This is a genomic window from Streptomyces sp. Sge12, assembly GCF_002080455.1.
Lineage (GTDB): Bacteria > Actinomycetota > Actinomycetes > Streptomycetales > Streptomycetaceae > Streptomyces.
Window position 1 is genome coordinate 4,834,455 of record NZ_CP020555.1, and the last position, 15,516, is coordinate 4,849,970.

Consider the following 15,516-nt stretch of genomic DNA (forward strand, 5'->3'; position numbering starts at 1 on the left):
CCAAGAATGCCTGCCCGGGTGGGTGGTCCGACAGCCCGGTCGGCATTCCGTTCCGCTGCTGTTGCAGAGTCGATGCCTCCCCGGCCCAACTAAGGTGTCCGTATGACACAGATACCGGGCGAGCTGCCCGGGAAGCCCACCGCAGCCTCCCGGACGACCCTCAGCCACATCATGACCGCCAACGACACCAACCTCCTCGGGACGGTGCACGGCGGCGTGATCATGAAGCTGGTGGACGACGCGGCGGGCGCCGTGGCCGGCCGCCACTCCGGCGGCCCGGCGGTCACCGCCTCCATGGACGAGATGGCCTTCCTCGCGCCGGTGCGCGTGGGCGACCTCGTCCACGTGAAGGCCCAGTGCAATTGGACCGGCCGCTCCTCCATGGAGATCGGCGTACGGGTCCTCGCGGAGCGGTGGAACGAGTCCACCCCCGCCACCCAGGTCGGCAGCGCCTACCTCGTCTTCGCCGCGGTGGACGCCGACGGCAAGCCCCGCGAGGTCCCGCCGGTCCTCCCGGAGACGGAACAGGACGAGCGCCGCTACCAGGAGGCGCAGATCCGCCGCACCCACCGGCTCGCCCGCCGCCAGGCCATCATGGCGCTGCGCGAGGAGCGGTCGGCCCAGGGCTTCGACGACTGACGCCGCCCCCGGCCGGCCGCGCCCCCGGCCGGCCGCGCCCGCTCACTTCCCGCAGACCACCTGGTCGCCGGTGACCACGCCGAAGGTGCCCTGGTACGGGTCCTCGGCGCGCACCGGCACCACCTTGCGGTAGTCCGCGCCCGCGATCACCACCACCGTCCGGCCCTGGCCCGCCACGGCCCGCAGCTCGCTGCCCGGCAGCGCCGTCGCCACCGAGCGGGCGGAGCGGTCCCAGCGCGGGTCGTAGGTGATCACCGTGCGCTTGACCTCGCGGCTGGCGCCATTGCCCGGGGCCCGGGTGGTGTCGAAGCCGGTGGCGCGCAGCGCGGCGTCCACCCGGCCGCCCATCCCGTCGATCCGGGTGCCGTTCTCCACCTGGACGCGGACCTGGCGCGGGGGCACGTCCACCGGCACGGCCGCCGGCGGGCCGCCGCCGGTCCTCCCGGGCCGGGCCGGGGCCAGCGGCCGGTCCTCGCGCAGCGCCTCGAACAGCTTGGCCGCCTTCGGCTCGTCCCACTTCACCGTGGAGCCGATGCCCTTCACGGGGAAGGAGGGGCTGCCGATGGGCACCGAGGCGAACTCCGACGAGGACGGGGTGAAGTCGCGCATCGCCTGGCCGAGGGCCAGCATCTGCTCCGAGCCGAAGTCCTTGTCGGCCCGGACCGACCCGAGGAGGGTGGAGCTGACCTCCTTGAACTTCACCGGGTTCAGCAGCACTCCGCCCCCGGTCGCCTGCTTGATCAGGGCGGCGATGAAACGCTGCTGGCGCTGCATCCGGCCGAGGTCGGAGGCCCCGTCGATATGGCGCGACCGCACGTACTGCAGGGCCTGTCCGCCGCTGAGGCGGTGGCTGCCGGGCAGCAGGTCGAGGCCGGTGTTGCGGTCGCGCATGGTCTTGGCGGTGCAGATCTCCACGCCGCCCATCGCGTCGACCGTCTTCATGAAGCTGGTGAAGTCGACCTCCAGGTAGTGGTCGATCTTCACCCGCGTCATGTTCTCCACGGTCCGCACGGTCAGGTTGGGCCCGCCCTCCGCGTAGGCCGCGTTCAGCCGAACGGGGTGGGCCTTGTGCGCCTTTCCGCTGACGAGGTCCCGGTGCGCGGGCACTTCGGCGTAGCTGTCGCGGGGCAGGCTGACCACACTGGCCCGTTCCTTGTCCGCCGACAGGTGCACCAGCATGATCGTGTCCGTGCAGTGGCAGGGCGCCCCGCCCAGGCGGTACTCGCGCTTCTCCTCCGGGGAGATCTTCTCCCGCCCGTCGGTGCCCACCAGCAGGAAGTTGAGACCGTGTCCGGCCTGGGGGCGGTTCTTCATGTCCTTGAACGGGTCCACCCGCTCGATGCCGGTGTCCAGGCCGGTCATCACGGCATGTCCGACGGCCCCCGAGCCCAGTACCGCCACCGAGAGCCCGGCCGCGATCCGTACCCCCCACCGGGGTCGTCCGTCCCGGTGCCGGGCGGGACCGCCGCGTCCGCCGCGCCGGGCACGCTGCGGCTGGGGCGGCCCGGCGGGACGGGCGGGACGGTGCGGCTGGGGCACGGTGGACACCTCCGCGGGGGCAGCAGGGGGACCGGTCGGGACACCGGCGGGATTCAGCTGATGCGACAGACAGTAGGCCCATACGATCAGCCGCTGTCCGTACCGGTCGCTCGGCGCGCACCCGGTTCCCCCGTACGCGGTAACGTGACACCGATACCCGACCTTGAAGGACCACATGCCCGCCCAGCAGCCCGCAGTCTCGGTGATCATGCCGGTGCTCGATGAGGAGCACTACCTCCGCGATTCCGTCCGCCACATCCTCGAACAGGAGTATGCGGGCGAGATGGAGGTGGTGATCGCACTCGGGCCGTCCACGGACCGCACGGACGAGATCGCCGCCGAACTCGTCGCCGAGGATCCCCGAGTCCACACCGTCCCGAATCCCACCGGCCGGACCCCGGCGGCGCTCAACGCCGCCATCAAGGCCTCGCGTCACCCGATCGTGGTACGCGTCGACGGCCACGGCATGCTCTCGCCGAACTACATCGCCACCGCCGTCCGCCTCCTGGAGGAGACCGGCGCCCAGAACGTCGGCGGCATCATGCACGCCGAGGGCCAGAACGCCTGGGAGGAGGCCGTCGCCGCGGCGATGACCTCGAAGATCGGTGTCGGCAACGCCCCGTTCCACACCGGCGGCCAGGCCGGCCCGGCCGAGACCGTCTACCTCGGCGTCTTCCGCCGCGAGGCGCTGGAACAGCAGGGCGGATACAACGAGGAGTTCATCCGCGCCCAGGACTGGGAGCTGAACTTCCGCATCCGCGAAGCCGGCGGCCTGATCTGGTTCTCGCCTGAGCTGATGGTCCAGTACCGCCCGCGGCGCTCCGTACGGGCCCTGGCCAAGCAGTACAAGGACTACGGGCGCTGGCGGCACGTGGTGGCCCGCTACCACTCGGGCTCCATCAACCTGCGCTACCTGGCCCCGCCGACCCTCGTCTGCGCGATCGCCGCGGGTGTGGTCGTGGGCGTGGCCGTCACCCCCCTCGGCTTCGCCGTCCCGGCCGGCTACTTCGCGGCGATCGCGGCGGGTTCGGTCCCGGCCGGCAAGGGGCTCGGGATCAAGGCCCGCGCGCAGATCCCCGTCGCCCTGGCGACCATGCACCTGAGCTGGGGCTTCGGCTTCCTCACCAGCCCGAGGGCGCTGGCGAACAAGGTCATCGCGAGCCGCCGCCCGGCCGTGCACCGGGATTCCTCGCAGGTCTGAGACAGCAGTCCGGGACATCGGTCCCGGACCGCGGTCCCGCGCATGCGGAAGGGGCCCGGACCGGAGGCTGCGTACGTCGCAGCCGCCGGTCCGGGCCCCTTCCGTATGCGCGCCTACCAGGTGAAGCCCGGCTGGATCGGCATGCAGGCGCCCTCGTTGTCGCCGTTGAGCGCGTGGGCCGAGGTCGGGGCCACGGTCGGGGCGGGCGGCGGCGGGGTCGGCGCGTTGCCGCTCCGCCAGTCCTTGCCGACGAACAGGGTGATCCCGGCGACGTCCTCGGACTTCTGCACCGATGCGGCGGGCAGCCCCAGGGCGGTGGCCAGGGCGCCCGCGTCGGCCGCCTGCGCGTCCGTGGCGTAGCGGATCACCGTGGTGTCCTCGGCCCCGGTCTGGGTGTCGGCGCCGGCCTTGGTGAAGCCCTTGCCGACCAGCAGCGCGGCAACGTCGTTCGCCCGGTTCTTGACCCTGGCCTCGGCGCCGTCCTTGCCGCCGGTGGCGTTGCGCACGGAGACCGCGATCTTCGCGGGAGCCGCGGCCGGGGCCGTGGTCGGCGCCGTGCTCGGGGCGGTCCCGGGAGCGGAGGCACCCGGGGACGGCGAGGCGCCCTCCGCCGGCGTGCCGGAGCCCTTGCCGTCGAGCGCGATGTCCTCGCGGACCATCCGGAACACGGCCTCGGCCTCGCCCGCCATGGGCTCGACCCGGCCGTCCATGCCGGGCTTGTTGCTGTAGACCCACGGCATGGTGGTCATGGTGATCCGGCCCGGCGGCACCTTCTTGAGCTCCACGCTCAGGTCGTACAGCTTGTCGATCTTGTTCAGGCCGGTGTCGACGACCATGGCCTGGATCGCCGCCTGCGCCAGGCTGTTGAGCTTCACCGGGTTGGTGAGCTTGGCGTTCTTGCGGAACTCGCGGGCCATCGAGGTCATGTACTGGTGCTGGGCGTGCGTGCGGCCGATGTCCGTGCCGTCCTCGAAGCCGTAGCGGGTGCGCAGCCACTGCAGGGCGGTCTCGCCCTGGATGACGCTCGTGCCCTTCGGCAGCTTCAGGCCGGACCCCTTGCCGTCGCGGGTGCGGGAGTGGACGTTCTGCTCGACACAGACCGGGACGCCGCCGATGGCGTCCGCCATCGAGACCACACCCTTGAAGTCGATCATCATGAAGTGATCGATGGGGATCTTGGTCAGCTCCTGCCAGGCGGCGACGGTGCAGCCCGGACCGCCGCGCTGCAGGGACTCGTTGGTCTGGACGAGGCCCTTGCTGGCGGGGTGCACCTTGCCGCCCGGCTCGGTGCACTTGGGCATCATCAGGATCGTGTCGCGCGGCATCGAGACCACCGACATGTTGCTGCGGTCCGCGGACAGGTGCAGCAGCATCTGCACGTCCGCCAGGGGCGGGCCGTTGAATGTGCTCGTGCCGCCGCCGAGGGACTGGTTGGCCTCGTCGTCGCGCGCGTCGGAGCCGATCAGCAGGATGTTCAGCGGGGTCTGCCCGAAGGCGTTGGGCTTGGAACCGCCCAGCTTGGTCTCACCGAGGTTCAGCGCGTCCGTCTGGATGCTGCCGTTCAGATGGCGGTAGTACAGGTATCCGGCCGCCGCCGTGCCGAGTATCAGCAGGGACAGCACGGAGGCCACCCAGCGCAGCACGCGCCGACGGCCCCGTCTGGTGGGACGGCGCCCGGCCGCCCGGCGGGCCGCTCTGGAGCCGCCCCGCGGTGGGGGCACCGAGGCGGAGGCGTCCGTCCCGCCGTCGGATATCTCCTCGGTGGTCCGGGCGGTCGCCCCCTCCCCCCGCACGCTGCTGTGCCTCACAGGTCCCCCTCAAAATCCTTCGTGGTCGATAGTCGTGCCGGTACTCCCGGCCGAGTCCCGCTACTTGGCGCAGACGGCCTTGTCGGCCTGCGCCTGCTGCACGTCCTCGGGCAGCTGCTGCGGCGCGGCGGGCGCCAGGGGGGAACCCGGCTGCTGGAAGTCCGGACCCAGCGTCAGCTTCATCGCCGTCTTCGACGCCGCGTTCGCCGTCCCCACCTTCAGCGCGGTGGCCGGCAGGCCCATGATGTCCGCCAGCGCCCGGGCCTGGTCGGCCTGGTTGGGTGCGTACTCCAGCTGCGTGGCGCCGACCTTCGAGGGTGCGTTGCCGACGTTGCTGGACTTGGACACGCCCTTGCTGTTCTGCAGCCAGTTCACCGTGGTGGAGGCGGAGCCCTTGGGCCCGCCGCCGTTGTAGATGTTGACCCGTACGTCCGCCGCGGGGGCGCGGTTGCCCTGGAGCAGCGCGTCCTGCTTGGCCTTCGCGTCGGCGTCGGCCGCCTCCTTGGCGGCCTGCTCCTTCTTCTCGACCTCGGTGAGCGAGACGTCCCCCCGGATCATCTGCAGCAGCGGATCGGCGAGGGCCTGGTTGACGACGACGGTGGCCTTGACCTTCTCGGCCGGGTTGTCGAGCACCGGCAGGGTGGTGAAGGTGATGTTCTTGAGGTCGATGTCCTTCAACTCGCCCGCCAGGTCGGTGAGTTTGTTGATGGAGCCCAGACCCTGGTCCACGGTCAGCGACTTGGTGGCCGCCTCCGCCAGCGAGAAGAACTTCTTCGGACTGGTCAGCGTTTCCTTGGACTTCATCTCGCGCATCATCGAACCCAGGAACTGCTGCTGGGTCTTGATCCGGTCCAGGTCGCTCTCGTTGCCGAAGGCGTGCCGGGTCCGCACGAAGGCCAGGGCCTCCTCGCCCTGCAACCGGTGCTCGCCCTCCGACAGCTTGAGCTTGGAGTCCTTGTCGTCGACCGCCTTCTCCAGGCAGACGGGCACCCCGCCGACCGCGGTGCTCAGGGTCTTCACCGCGTTGAAGTCGACCATCATGAAGTTGTCGACCTCTATGCCGGTGAGGCCCTTCACGGTGCGCATGGTGCAGCCCGCGTCGCGACCCTCTTGACCCAGGCTGTTGTTGAAGCGGACCCCCTTCGAGCCCCGGACGTCCTTCGTCGTCCCGTCCGGCTGCTTCGTCGGGCAGTCCGGGATGTTGGTGATCAGGTCGCGGGGGATCGACAGCGCGGTGGCGTTGCTGCGGTCCTTGGCGATGTGGAAGAGGATCGTGGTGTCGGCGTGGCCGACGCTCTCCTTGTCGCCGTAGCCCTCGTTGCCCGCACCGCTGCGCTTGTCGGTGCCGATGACCAGGATGTTGATGGCCTGGTCCTTCTTGAACCCGCCGGTGCCCGCGCCCGCGATGTCGGTGACGCTCAGATTGCCGTTCAGGTGGTCGTAGTAGAGGTACGCCGCCAGCGAGCCGCCGACCAGCAGGAACGCCAGCGTCCCACCGGTGATGACCAGTGCCTTCTTGCGGCGTCCACCACCGCCGGCGCCGCCGCCCTTGCGGGAGCGGCCACCGCGCCGGCCGCCGGGCGGGGCATCGCCGCGCCGCGGCTTGGGCACACCGGGTGAGGGGGAGGTGGGGGTGGAGGGAGCAGACGGCGATCTGCGGGGTGCGGTGACCTTGGGCCGCGCTTGCGCGGCGGAGTCGGCCAGTCGCAGTTCGTAGTTGCCGGTGCGGGGATTGAGTACCCACTGGTCAGCGGGGTCGATCTCTTCCGCCCGCCCACGGCTTTGCGCATCCACGGTTGCTCGAATCCTCCGTCGGTGCCTCGCGACGCGCCTCCCCCAGGCGCACGGTCAACGATCCGGCTGCTGGTGCCCGATCTCTGGTCCGGCCGGGCACCGGATCGCTCACCCTATCCGCCCTGTTCGGCCGCAAACCATGCTGGTGACAAATTCCACTCCCCTTATAACGGGGTGAACCACCCATCCCACTCGGTTCGGTCACCGGCTTTTGGGATTGCTTTACCGGCAGTCGGCGTTCCCCGCGGTGGTTCCGGTGAAAGTAGGGACGGGCAGGGGGGATGTGGTGGTTCCCTCGTCCGTGCCGTCCGCGTCCGTATCGGATGTTCCGGGCGTATCGGACTCGGTGTCGTCGCCGGCGGCCTCGGCCGCGGGGGCAGTCGGCCTGGGCTTCGGCGGGGTCACCGTGACCGGCTTGTCCATCCGCAGCTGCTGGAACAGGCGTTCCGCGGCGGGCTCGACCAGTTCGTCCCGGTTCGGGTTGGGTGCATAGGGCTTGCGGGGAACCGTCAGGAACTTAACCTGATCGGTCGGTATGTCCCGCATGCCCCGCACCAGTTCGTACAGGCCGCGCAGCGAGGCCAGTGCCGGGTCCGTGGTCACCGAGGAGGTCGCCGCGTCCAGCAGCGGGTACAGCCGGGTCGGATTGAGCAGCACCCCGTTGCTCTGCACCTTCTTGACGAGCGAGCCGAGGAACTGCTGCTGCCGGCCCATCCGTTCGGTGTCGCTGCCGTTGCCCAGGCTGTGCCGGGCGCGCACGAAGCCCAGCGCCTGCTCGCCCCGGAGGGTCTGGCGCCCGGCGGCCAGCCGCAGCTTCGCCTCCACGTCGTTCACCGGCTCCTTGAGGCAGACCTCGACACCGCCGATCGCGTCGACCATCTTCTTGAACCCGTCGAAGTCGATCACCATGTGGTGGTCGATCCGGATCCCGGTGAGCTTCTCCACGGTACGGATCGTGCAGGCCGCCCCGCCCCACTCGAACGCCCAGTTGAACTGCGCGAACTGCTCGGCGGTGCGGCTGCCGTCCGGCTGCGTGCACACGGGGATGTCCGTCATCAGGTCCCGCGGTATCGACACCGCGGTCGCGCTCCTGCGGTCCTGCGGCAGGTGCAGCAGGATCGTGGTGTCCGAGCGCTCGGTGCCCTTGTCCCGCCCGTACCCGGCGTTGTTCCTGCCGGAGCGCGAGTCCGAGCCGATCAGCAGGATGTTCTGGGCCCCGGTGGCCAGGTGGGCCGGGCGCTCGCGCTCGTAGCGCCGCAGCTCGGCCGCGGCCGAGGTGTCCTCGGTGATGTTCCCGTCGAGCTTGTTGTAGAGCCACCAGCCGGTGGCCGTGCCCGCCAGGACCAGCAGGACCATTCCGAGCCCGACGCGGCGCAGCAGGCGGCTCCGGCGCCCACGGCCGCGCGGGGGCCGCCCCGCGCCCCCGTCCGCGTCGGTGCCGCCCGGTATGCCTGCGCTGTCCGTCACTGGCGTCCGTCCCCTCGCCGCTACGACTCAAGGCCGTCGGCCGTACGGGTGAGCACGGCCACTGCCGATGCTGCCCCCGGGCGGCCGGAGCAGCCCGGGGGCAGGGGCCTGTCTAGGGCCATGCGGGTGACAAATCGCCCGTACCTGCCCTTCACCAGTGTGGGCGAAGGGCGTCCGGCCGGCGATCAGACGGTGTGGGTGATGCGCTCGCTCTCGCCGCGCCGGGCCAGGTCCTGCGGGGAGAGCCGGTCCAGGTTCCGGCACAGCACCACGGACCCGCCCGCGGCCAGCGCGGCGTAGAGCCCGGCCGAGAGCCCCTCCCAGGTGTCGTAGCCGAGCCCGGTCAGCACCCGCGAGCCCTCGCCGAGGCCCCGCTTCGCCGCGTCCTCGCGGGCACGGGCCACCAGCGCCGTGTGCGTGAGCTCCTCGCCGTCGACGACCAGCGCCGGGCCCTCGGGGTCCACCGGCACGAAGGGGGCGAAGCGGTCGCCCTGCCCCGGCACCTCCACCGCGTAGTCGGCGAAACCGGCCGGCGGCTGCGGGAAGCGTCCGCCCAGCGGCCGCAGCGCGAGCGCGACGCGCTCACCGCCGCACGCCCGGGCCTGCTCCAGGGTGTCCGGCCCGCTGACGACGAGGTCCGCTCCGGCCGGATCGCCACCGACCTCGGCGACGACCCCGACCGAGGCGCAGGCGAGCAGCCAGACCGCGCTCTGCCAGTGCGCCGGGAGCATCAGCGCGAGCCGGTCCCCGGGCTCGGCCCCCAGATCCCCCTGGAGCAGATTGGCGGTCTTGGCCACCCAATTGGCGAAGGTCGCGACGGACAATTCGACGCGCTCGCCGGTGGCGTCGTCGTAGAAGGTGACGAGCGGGCGGCCCGGATCGGCGGCGAGCGCGGATCGCAGCAGGTCGGCAGGGGTGCGGTCAATGGCGTTCACCCGGCACAGGGTACGCGGGCCCGTCCCTCGTACGGGGGCCGCCGGCTCCCCCGTACGGGGGAGGGGTATCCACGGCGTGTCGGACGGAGCGTCAGTTCTCCGATGGCGCCCGGCGGTCCGGGTGCTCACCATCCTGTTCATGCGTGGATTCCTTGCTTCCTCGATCGGCGTCGCGACGGCCGCCGTACTGGCCCTGCCCCTCGCGCTCCCCACTCCCGCCCTGGCCGAGTCCGCCCCCGTAACCCCCGCCGGGTCCACCCAGTCGCTGCCGCTCGTCCCCCTGGGGCCCTCGGCGACGCGGGCACCCGGAGTCCCCGGAATGAGCGCCTCTGCGGGCCGCCCCGAGACGCAGGGGCTGACCGCACGCGAGGTCAAGACGTTCTCGCTGGTCGGCGTGGTCTGGGACGACGCGGCCACCGAACTGAACGGCCGGGTCCAGGTACGCACCCGCTCCGTCCGCACCGCCACCTGGTCGGACTGGCAGGACGTCGAGACCCACAACGGCGAGCACGCCGCCGACCCCGACGCGGCGGAACGCGGCTCCCGCCCGATCCGCGGCGCCACCGCCCCGCTGTGGGTGGGCGAGTCCGACGGCGTGGAGATCCGCGTCCAGGCCGAGCCCGGCGCCCCCACCACCCGCGCCCCCTCCCGGCTGCCCTCGGGCATGCGGATCGAACTCGTCGACCCGGGCGCGGAGGTCCCCGCCACGGGCTCCGACGGCAAGAACACCGGCCCCGAGGGCGACGGTGACGGCAAGGGCGAGATGGTGCCCGCCATGTCGATGGCGACGGCGGAGTCCTCCGCCGCGAACGTCCCGCACGCCTCGCTCGGCGCGAACGAGATCACCGCACTCGACAAGGCCGACTCCACCGCCGACGCCGTCTTCGCCAGCGACGGCGCACTGACCGCCGCGGCCGCCCCGTACATCGGCCCGCGCCCGCGGATCGTCACCCGCAAGGGCTGGGGCGCGAACGAGGGCCTGCGCGAGCCGGGCTTCGTCTACACGAGCACGGTGAAGGCGGCCTTCGTCCACCACAGCGCCTCCGGCAACAACTACGCCTGCAAGGACGCCCCCGCGGTCCTGCGCAGCCTCTACCGCTACCACGTGGTCAGCAACGGCTGGCGGGACTTCGGCTACAACTTCGCCGTCGACAAGTGCGGCACGGTCTACGAGGGCCGCGCGGGCGGCGTCTCCAAGGCGGTCCTCGGCGCGCACACCATGGGCTTCAACACCAACAGCATGGGCGTCGTGGTGCTGGGCACCTTCACCTCCTCGGCCCCGCCGGCGGTGGCGGTCGACGCGGTCGCCCGCCTCACCGCCTGGAAGCTCGGCCTCTTCGGCCGGGACCCGCGCGCGAAGACGACCCTGACCTCGGGCGGCGGCAACCGCTACCCCAAGGGCAGGAACGTGTCGATGAACGTCATCGCGGGCCACCGGGACGGCTTCGCCACCCAATGCCCGGGCACGAAGCTCTACGGCAAGCTGGGCGCGACCCGCACGGCCTCGGCCAAGCTCCAGGGCCGCCCGTAGCCTCCGGCGGTCCGCAGGGTCCGTGGATGCGGTGCCGCTGCCGGGGCTCCGCCCCGCACCCCCTGCGGCGCCCCGGGGGACGCGGCCGGGCCCGGCCAGGCGTCTCTCCGGATCCTGTCGGCCGGGCCCGCGGCGTCCGCTGCCGTACATGGCAAGGCGGAGGAGCGCACCGCGTACCGGACGTCCTCGGGCGCCCCGGCAACGCGGCCGGGTGCGGTGCCGGGCGTCGCGGGCCCGACAGGATCCGGAAGAGACGGCTTAGGCTCGGGGCATGGCCGGCCGCTTCGATCCCCTGACCCGCGCCGCCGTCCGCGGCGGCCGGACCGACGTACCCGCGGGCCGGGGCGGCGCCGCCGGTTCCGGGGCCAGGGAGCGCCGCTGGACCCCCGACGGGCCCGTCGACCTCGGGCTCACCCTCGGCCCGCTCCGCCGGGGCCCCGCCGACCCCACCTTCCGCACCACCCCCGACGGCTCCGTCTGGCGTACCGGCCGCAGCCCGCAGGGCCTCGCCGCCACCCTGCGGGTCTCCGGGACCGGCACGGAGATCACCGCCGAGGCCTGGGGCCCCGGCGCCGACTGGTTCCTGGAACAGCTGCCCGCGCTGCTCGGCGCCGGTGACGACCCCGCCGCGTTCGTGCCCCGCCACCGCCTCGTGCACGCGAGCCACCGCCGCCGCCCGGGCCTGCGCCTGACCCGCACCGGCCTGGTCCTCGAATCCCTGATCCCCACGGTCCTCGAGCAGAAGGTCACCGCCGACGAGGCCTACCGCGCCTGGCGCCGCCTCGTGCGCCAGTACGGCGAGCCCGCCCCGGGCCCGAACCCGGACCTGTACGTCCTGCCCGCCCCGCGGACCTGGGCGATGATCCCCTCCTGGGACTGGCACCGGGCCGGGGTCGACGCCAAGCGCTCCGACACGATCCTGCGGGCCGTCCGCGTGGCGAACCGGCTGGAGGAGGCGGCCGCGATGGACCTGCCCGGAGCCGTGCGCAGGCTGGAGGCCGTCCCCGGCATCGGCCCGTGGACCTCCGCCGAGACCCTCCAGCGCAGCAACGGCGCCCCGGACGCGATCACCACAGGCGACCTCCACCTGCCCGGCATCATCGGCTTCGCCCTCACGGGCGACCGCGACACCGACGACGCCGCCATGCTGGAGCTCCTCGCCCCGTACGCCGGCCAGCGCCACCGCGCGGCCCGCCTCATCCTCCTGGCGGGCCGCACCCCGCCCCGCCGCGCGCCCCGGATGCCGCGCAGCGACATCGGCCGTTTCTAACGGGTGCTGGTGTCTCAGCGGACCTGGATGAAGTCCGCCGCGGACCGCCCCGGGCGCTCCGCAGGGGCCGCCGCAGGGTGCCCCACCGCCACCGTTCCCATCGGGTCCCAGTCCTGCGGCAGCTCCAGCACCTCCCGCACCACGTCCCGGCAGAACATCGTCGAGGACACCCACGCCGACCCCAGCCGCTCCCCGGCGAGCGCGACCAGCAGGTTCTGCACGCCCGCGCCCATGGCGACCACGAACATCTCCCGCTCGGCGGTGTCCCGCCGCGCGTGCCCGTAGTGGTGCGCGCCGTCCGTCACCAGACACGGCACCACCAGGTACGGCGCGGCCCGCAGCACGTCCCCGCGCCTGACCCGCTTGGCGACGGACTCCTCGGACTTGCCGTCCGCCCGCAGGTCCGCGATCCACGCGTCCCGCATCGCGTCCAGCAGCCGCACCCGGGAGGCCTCGGACTCCAGCAGCACGAACCGCCACGGCGTCGTGTGGTGCGGGGCCGGGGCCGTCACGGCCGCCGCCACCGCCCGCCGGACCGCGCCCGGGTCCACCGGCTCCGCCGTGAAGGCCCGTACGGTACGGCGCTGCGTCACGGCTTCCCGTACCGCCTCCGAGGTGCCCAGCCGGAACATGTCGTCGGCCGGTGAGCGCACCAGGTCCCGGGCCGAGGAGCCCTCGCCCAGCAGGTGGGCCAGACCGCGTACGACGGCCACCGGCAGTCCGGCCGCCTTTCCCTTGACCAGGTCGCCGGCGGCGGCCAGCTCGTCCGCGGTCGCCACCACGGTCGCGCTCAGCGGATTGCCGTGCGCGTCCGTGCGGCCCCGCAGGTCGTCCAGGACCCGTACGCCCGCCGAGCCGATCGCCACGTCCGTCAGCCCGGTGCGCCACGGCCGCCCGAAGGTGTCCGTCACGACCACGCCCACGTCCACGGACAGGGTGTCGCGCACGCCGGCGCGGATCGCGGCGGCCGAGCCGTCCGGGTCCTCGGGCAGCAGCAGCACCGTGCCCGGAGCGGTGTTGGAGGCGTCCACGCCGGCCGCGGCCATCACCAGGCCCTGCCGGTTCTCGACGATCCGCAGCGGACCCCGGCGGGCGACCACCCGTACGGTCTCGGCGTCGATCGCGGCCTCGCGGGAGTCCGCCTCCACGATCCGGCCCTCGGCCTTGGAGACGATCTTCGAGGTGACCAGCAGGACGTCGCCGTCGCGCAGGTCGGGGGCGGCCGTCGTGATCAGCTTCGCCAGGTCGTCGCCCGGCCTGACCTCCGGTATCCCTTCGACGGCCCGCACCTCGTACGCGGGCGCCCCCGTCACCGCGAGGCCTCCGCCAGCTCCAGCGCGGCGCGGGCCATCTCCGCGGTGGCCTCCAGGTCGGTCATCATCAGCGGCACCGCGCGGCAGGTGATGCCGGCGGCCTCCACCTCGGCGACGGCGCCGGCGTCCGCGGTGTCCACCAGCCAGCCGTCGAGCATCCCGGTCCCGTAGTGCAGGGCGACCGCGGCGGCGGTGGACTCGACGCCCACGGCGGCGAGCACCTTGTCGGCCATCCCGCGCACGGGCGCGCCCCCGACGATGGGGGAGAGGCCGATGACGGGCGCCGCGGCGGAGGCCACGGCGTCCCGGATGCCGGGGACGGCGAGGATCGTGCCGACCGAGACCACCGGGTTCGACGGCGGGAAGACGATCACGTCGGCGGCGGCGATGGCCTCCAGCACGCCCGGTGCGGGCTTGGCCTGCTCGGCGCCCACGGGTACGACGGCCTCCGCGTCCACCGAGGCGCGCAGCCGGACCCAGTACTCCTGGAAGTGGATGACGCGGCGCTCGCCGGTGCCCGCCTCGGTGATCGCGACGTGGGTCTCGACCCGGTCGTCGGTCATGGGCAGCAGCCGTACGCCGGGCTGCCAGCGGTCGCAGAGGGCCTCGGTGACGGCGCTCAGCGGGTAGCCCGCGCCGAGCATCTGCGTCCGCACGATGTGGGTGGCGAAGTCGCGGTCGCCGAGGCCGAACCAGGTGGGTCCGACCCCGTACGCCGCGAGTTCCTCCTTGACGGTGAAGGACTCGTCGGTGCGCCCCCAGCCCTGGTCCTCGTTGATGCCACCGCCGAGGGTGTACATCACCGTGTCCAGGTCGGGGCAGACCTTGAGCCCGAAGAGGTGAATGTCGTCACCGGTGTTGCCGATGACCGTGATGTCCGCGTCGGGCACTGCCGACTTGAGACCGCGAAGGAACCGGGCGCCGCCTATACCGCCGGCCAGAACAACGATGCGCATGCAGACAGTCTGTCAGCCGGAGGCTGTCGTCGAGGGGCGGTGGTCGGGCCGTTCGGGGGTCAGGCGGGTACGGTCGCCGATTCGGCCGGGGAGCAGCTGTGCATCGGCATCTCGGTCAGGCCGGGGAAGTAGACGTGCAGGCTGACCGCGCCGTCGAGGGTGTCGTTGACGACCTCGTGCGCCTGGCCGGGGGCGAGGACGCGCTGGGTGCCGGGGCGGTGGGTGAGCCGGCCGCGGGTGGTGTGCTCGGTGAGCTCGCCCTCCAGGACGGTCATGACGCCGGAGGAGGCGCCGTGGTCGTGCGGGCCGCTTCCCTGGCCGGGGACCCAGCTGAGCAGCCAGACCTCGTATCCGGGGCCGGTGCGCAGCCGGTGGTACCAGCGGGTGGTGGCGTCGTACCGGACGAGGTGCTCCCAGGAGGCGCGGTCCTCGGCGACGGAACGGGCCAGCCCGACGAACTCGGCGACGGTGGCCGGGTGTTCCCGGGCGGGCTGGAGCAGGTGCTGGACGGCGAGGATGTCGCCGGCGATCTGGAGGTCGCTCTCGACGGCCGCGGGAGCGGCGGAGGCGGCGGGGGTGGCGCTGTACGTGCTGTTCATCGTGGGGGGTACCTCGACGGATGTCAGTCGTGCTGGCGGTTGCTGCGGGGGCGGGCCGGAGCTCTCGGGAGCCGGGGCTCCGCGGGCATCAACAGCTGCAACAGCAACAGCGAACCTGGGCAGCGCACAGGAACCCACGAATGGGGGTCCGGGTGGCGGCTGCGGGCGCTGACATGGGAACAAGGAGAACGGTTCGGGGGCCTGACTGTCAACTCAATGTCCGGTTTGGTGTAAAAGTTTCACCTCATCCGGTTACCGTGCCCGGAGAAAGGTTTGTGCAGGCCAAAGCAGGGGATTGGCGCTGTGTCGAGGCTCAAACCTGAACCTCACATCCGTGACCTGAATGTGATCTGCGCCGCTTCTCCGACGTGATCGCAACCCTGTTCGGAGGTGGCGCGTGGAATACGGGTAAAGACGGCATCCCGTGGTGCCGGTGGCATGTGTCACGATTTTTGGCGATATGA

Annotated in this window: 12 protein-coding genes; 4 read left to right on the forward strand and 8 right to left on the reverse strand. The window is 72.4% G+C overall.

Annotation, left to right across the window (positions count from 1 at the left end):
* Positions 1-102 precede the first annotated feature (102 nt).
* Complete coding sequence (locus tag B6R96_RS21650) at positions 103-639, forward strand: acyl-CoA thioesterase (protein WP_052875169.1); 537 nt, start codon at positions 103-105, stop codon at positions 637-639.
* 42 nt (positions 640-681) lie between these two features.
* Here B6R96_RS21650 and B6R96_RS21655 read toward each other — a convergent pair whose 3' ends face one another.
* Positions 682-2,187 carry an LCP family protein gene (locus tag B6R96_RS21655; RefSeq protein ID WP_081523321.1) on the reverse strand — a complete coding sequence of 502 codons (1,506 nt, stop codon included), beginning with the start codon at positions 2,185-2,187 and terminating at the stop codon, positions 682-684.
* A 166-nt stretch (positions 2,188-2,353) separates the two neighbouring features.
* Here B6R96_RS21655 and B6R96_RS21660 point away from each other — a divergent pair, with 166 nt between their 5' ends.
* Positions 2,354-3,379, forward strand: a complete 1,026-nt coding sequence (locus tag B6R96_RS21660; RefSeq protein WP_030387002.1) for a glycosyltransferase family 2 protein — start codon at positions 2,354-2,356, stop codon at positions 3,377-3,379.
* Positions 3,380-3,492: 113 nt separating this feature from the next.
* On the opposite strand, the gene B6R96_RS21665 is transcribed toward B6R96_RS21660, so the two are convergent.
* The 4 genes from B6R96_RS21665 to B6R96_RS21680 form a co-directional block, all read right to left on the reverse strand.
* Positions 3,493-5,187 (reverse strand): LCP family protein, encoded by a 1,695-nt coding sequence (locus B6R96_RS21665; RefSeq protein WP_234431793.1) that lies wholly within the window; start codon positions 5,185-5,187, stop codon positions 3,493-3,495.
* A 60-nt stretch (positions 5,188-5,247) separates the two neighbouring features.
* Complete coding sequence (locus B6R96_RS21670) at positions 5,248-6,981, reverse strand: LCP family protein (RefSeq protein ID WP_081523322.1); 1,734 nt, start codon at positions 6,979-6,981, stop codon at positions 5,248-5,250.
* A 222-nt stretch (positions 6,982-7,203) separates the two neighbouring features.
* A complete protein-coding gene (locus B6R96_RS21675; protein WP_237291481.1) occupies positions 7,204-8,448 on the reverse strand; it encodes an LCP family protein in 1,245 nt (414 codons plus the stop codon).
* 185 nt (positions 8,449-8,633) lie between these two features.
* The gene (locus B6R96_RS21680; RefSeq protein ID WP_081523326.1) at positions 8,634-9,383 is read right to left on the reverse strand and encodes a TIGR03089 family protein; all 750 of its coding nucleotides are present in this window, start codon (positions 9,381-9,383) and stop codon (positions 8,634-8,636) included.
* A 139-nt stretch (positions 9,384-9,522) separates the two neighbouring features.
* Here B6R96_RS21680 and B6R96_RS21685 point away from each other — a divergent pair, with 139 nt between their 5' ends.
* Both B6R96_RS21685 and B6R96_RS21690 read left to right on the forward strand, forming a co-directional pair.
* Complete coding sequence (locus B6R96_RS21685) at positions 9,523-10,914, forward strand: peptidoglycan recognition protein family protein (RefSeq protein ID WP_081525191.1); 1,392 nt, start codon at positions 9,523-9,525, stop codon at positions 10,912-10,914.
* 271 nt (positions 10,915-11,185) lie between these two features.
* Positions 11,186-12,184: a DNA-3-methyladenine glycosylase family protein gene (locus tag B6R96_RS21690; protein ID WP_081523328.1), complete on the forward strand. Its 999-nt coding sequence runs from the start codon at positions 11,186-11,188 to the stop codon at positions 12,182-12,184.
* Positions 12,185-12,198: 14 nt separating this feature from the next.
* Here B6R96_RS21690 and B6R96_RS21695 read toward each other — a convergent pair whose 3' ends face one another.
* The 3 genes from B6R96_RS21695 to B6R96_RS21705 are packed head-to-tail and all read right to left on the reverse strand — an operon-like array spanning position 12,199 to position 15,052.
* The gene (locus tag B6R96_RS21695; RefSeq protein WP_081523330.1) at positions 12,199-13,497 is read right to left on the reverse strand and encodes a coenzyme F420-0:L-glutamate ligase; all 1,299 of its coding nucleotides are present in this window, start codon (positions 13,495-13,497) and stop codon (positions 12,199-12,201) included.
* Complete coding sequence (gene cofD / locus B6R96_RS21700) at positions 13,494-14,453, reverse strand: 2-phospho-L-lactate transferase (protein WP_081523332.1); 960 nt, start codon at positions 14,451-14,453, stop codon at positions 13,494-13,496. The genes B6R96_RS21695 and cofD overlap by 4 nt, the downstream gene beginning before the upstream one ends.
* A gap of 59 nt (positions 14,454-14,512) precedes the next feature.
* Positions 14,513-15,052: a cysteine dioxygenase gene (locus B6R96_RS21705; RefSeq protein ID WP_081523334.1), complete on the reverse strand. Its 540-nt coding sequence runs from the start codon at positions 15,050-15,052 to the stop codon at positions 14,513-14,515.
* Positions 15,053-15,516 lie beyond the last annotated feature (464 nt).

Excerpts from the sequence above, each read along its gene's own strand:
- B6R96_RS21705 (WP_081523334.1), bottom strand. The coding sequence starts at position 15,052 with ATGAACAGCACGTACAGCGCCACCCCCGCCGCCTCCGCCGCTCCCGCG.
- B6R96_RS21650 (WP_052875169.1), top strand. The coding sequence starts at position 103 with ATGACACAGATACCGGGCGAGCTGCCCGGGAAGCCCACCGCAGCCTCC.
- cofD (WP_081523332.1), bottom strand. The coding sequence starts at position 14,453 with ATGCGCATCGTTGTTCTGGCCGGCGGTATAGGCGGCGCCCGGTTCCTT.
- B6R96_RS21690 (WP_081523328.1), top strand. The coding sequence starts at position 11,186 with ATGGCCGGCCGCTTCGATCCCCTGACCCGCGCCGCCGTCCGCGGCGGC.
- B6R96_RS21660 (WP_030387002.1), top strand. The coding sequence starts at position 2,354 with ATGCCCGCCCAGCAGCCCGCAGTCTCGGTGATCATGCCGGTGCTCGAT.
- B6R96_RS21685 (WP_081525191.1), top strand. The coding sequence starts at position 9,523 with ATGCGTGGATTCCTTGCTTCCTCGATCGGCGTCGCGACGGCCGCCGTA.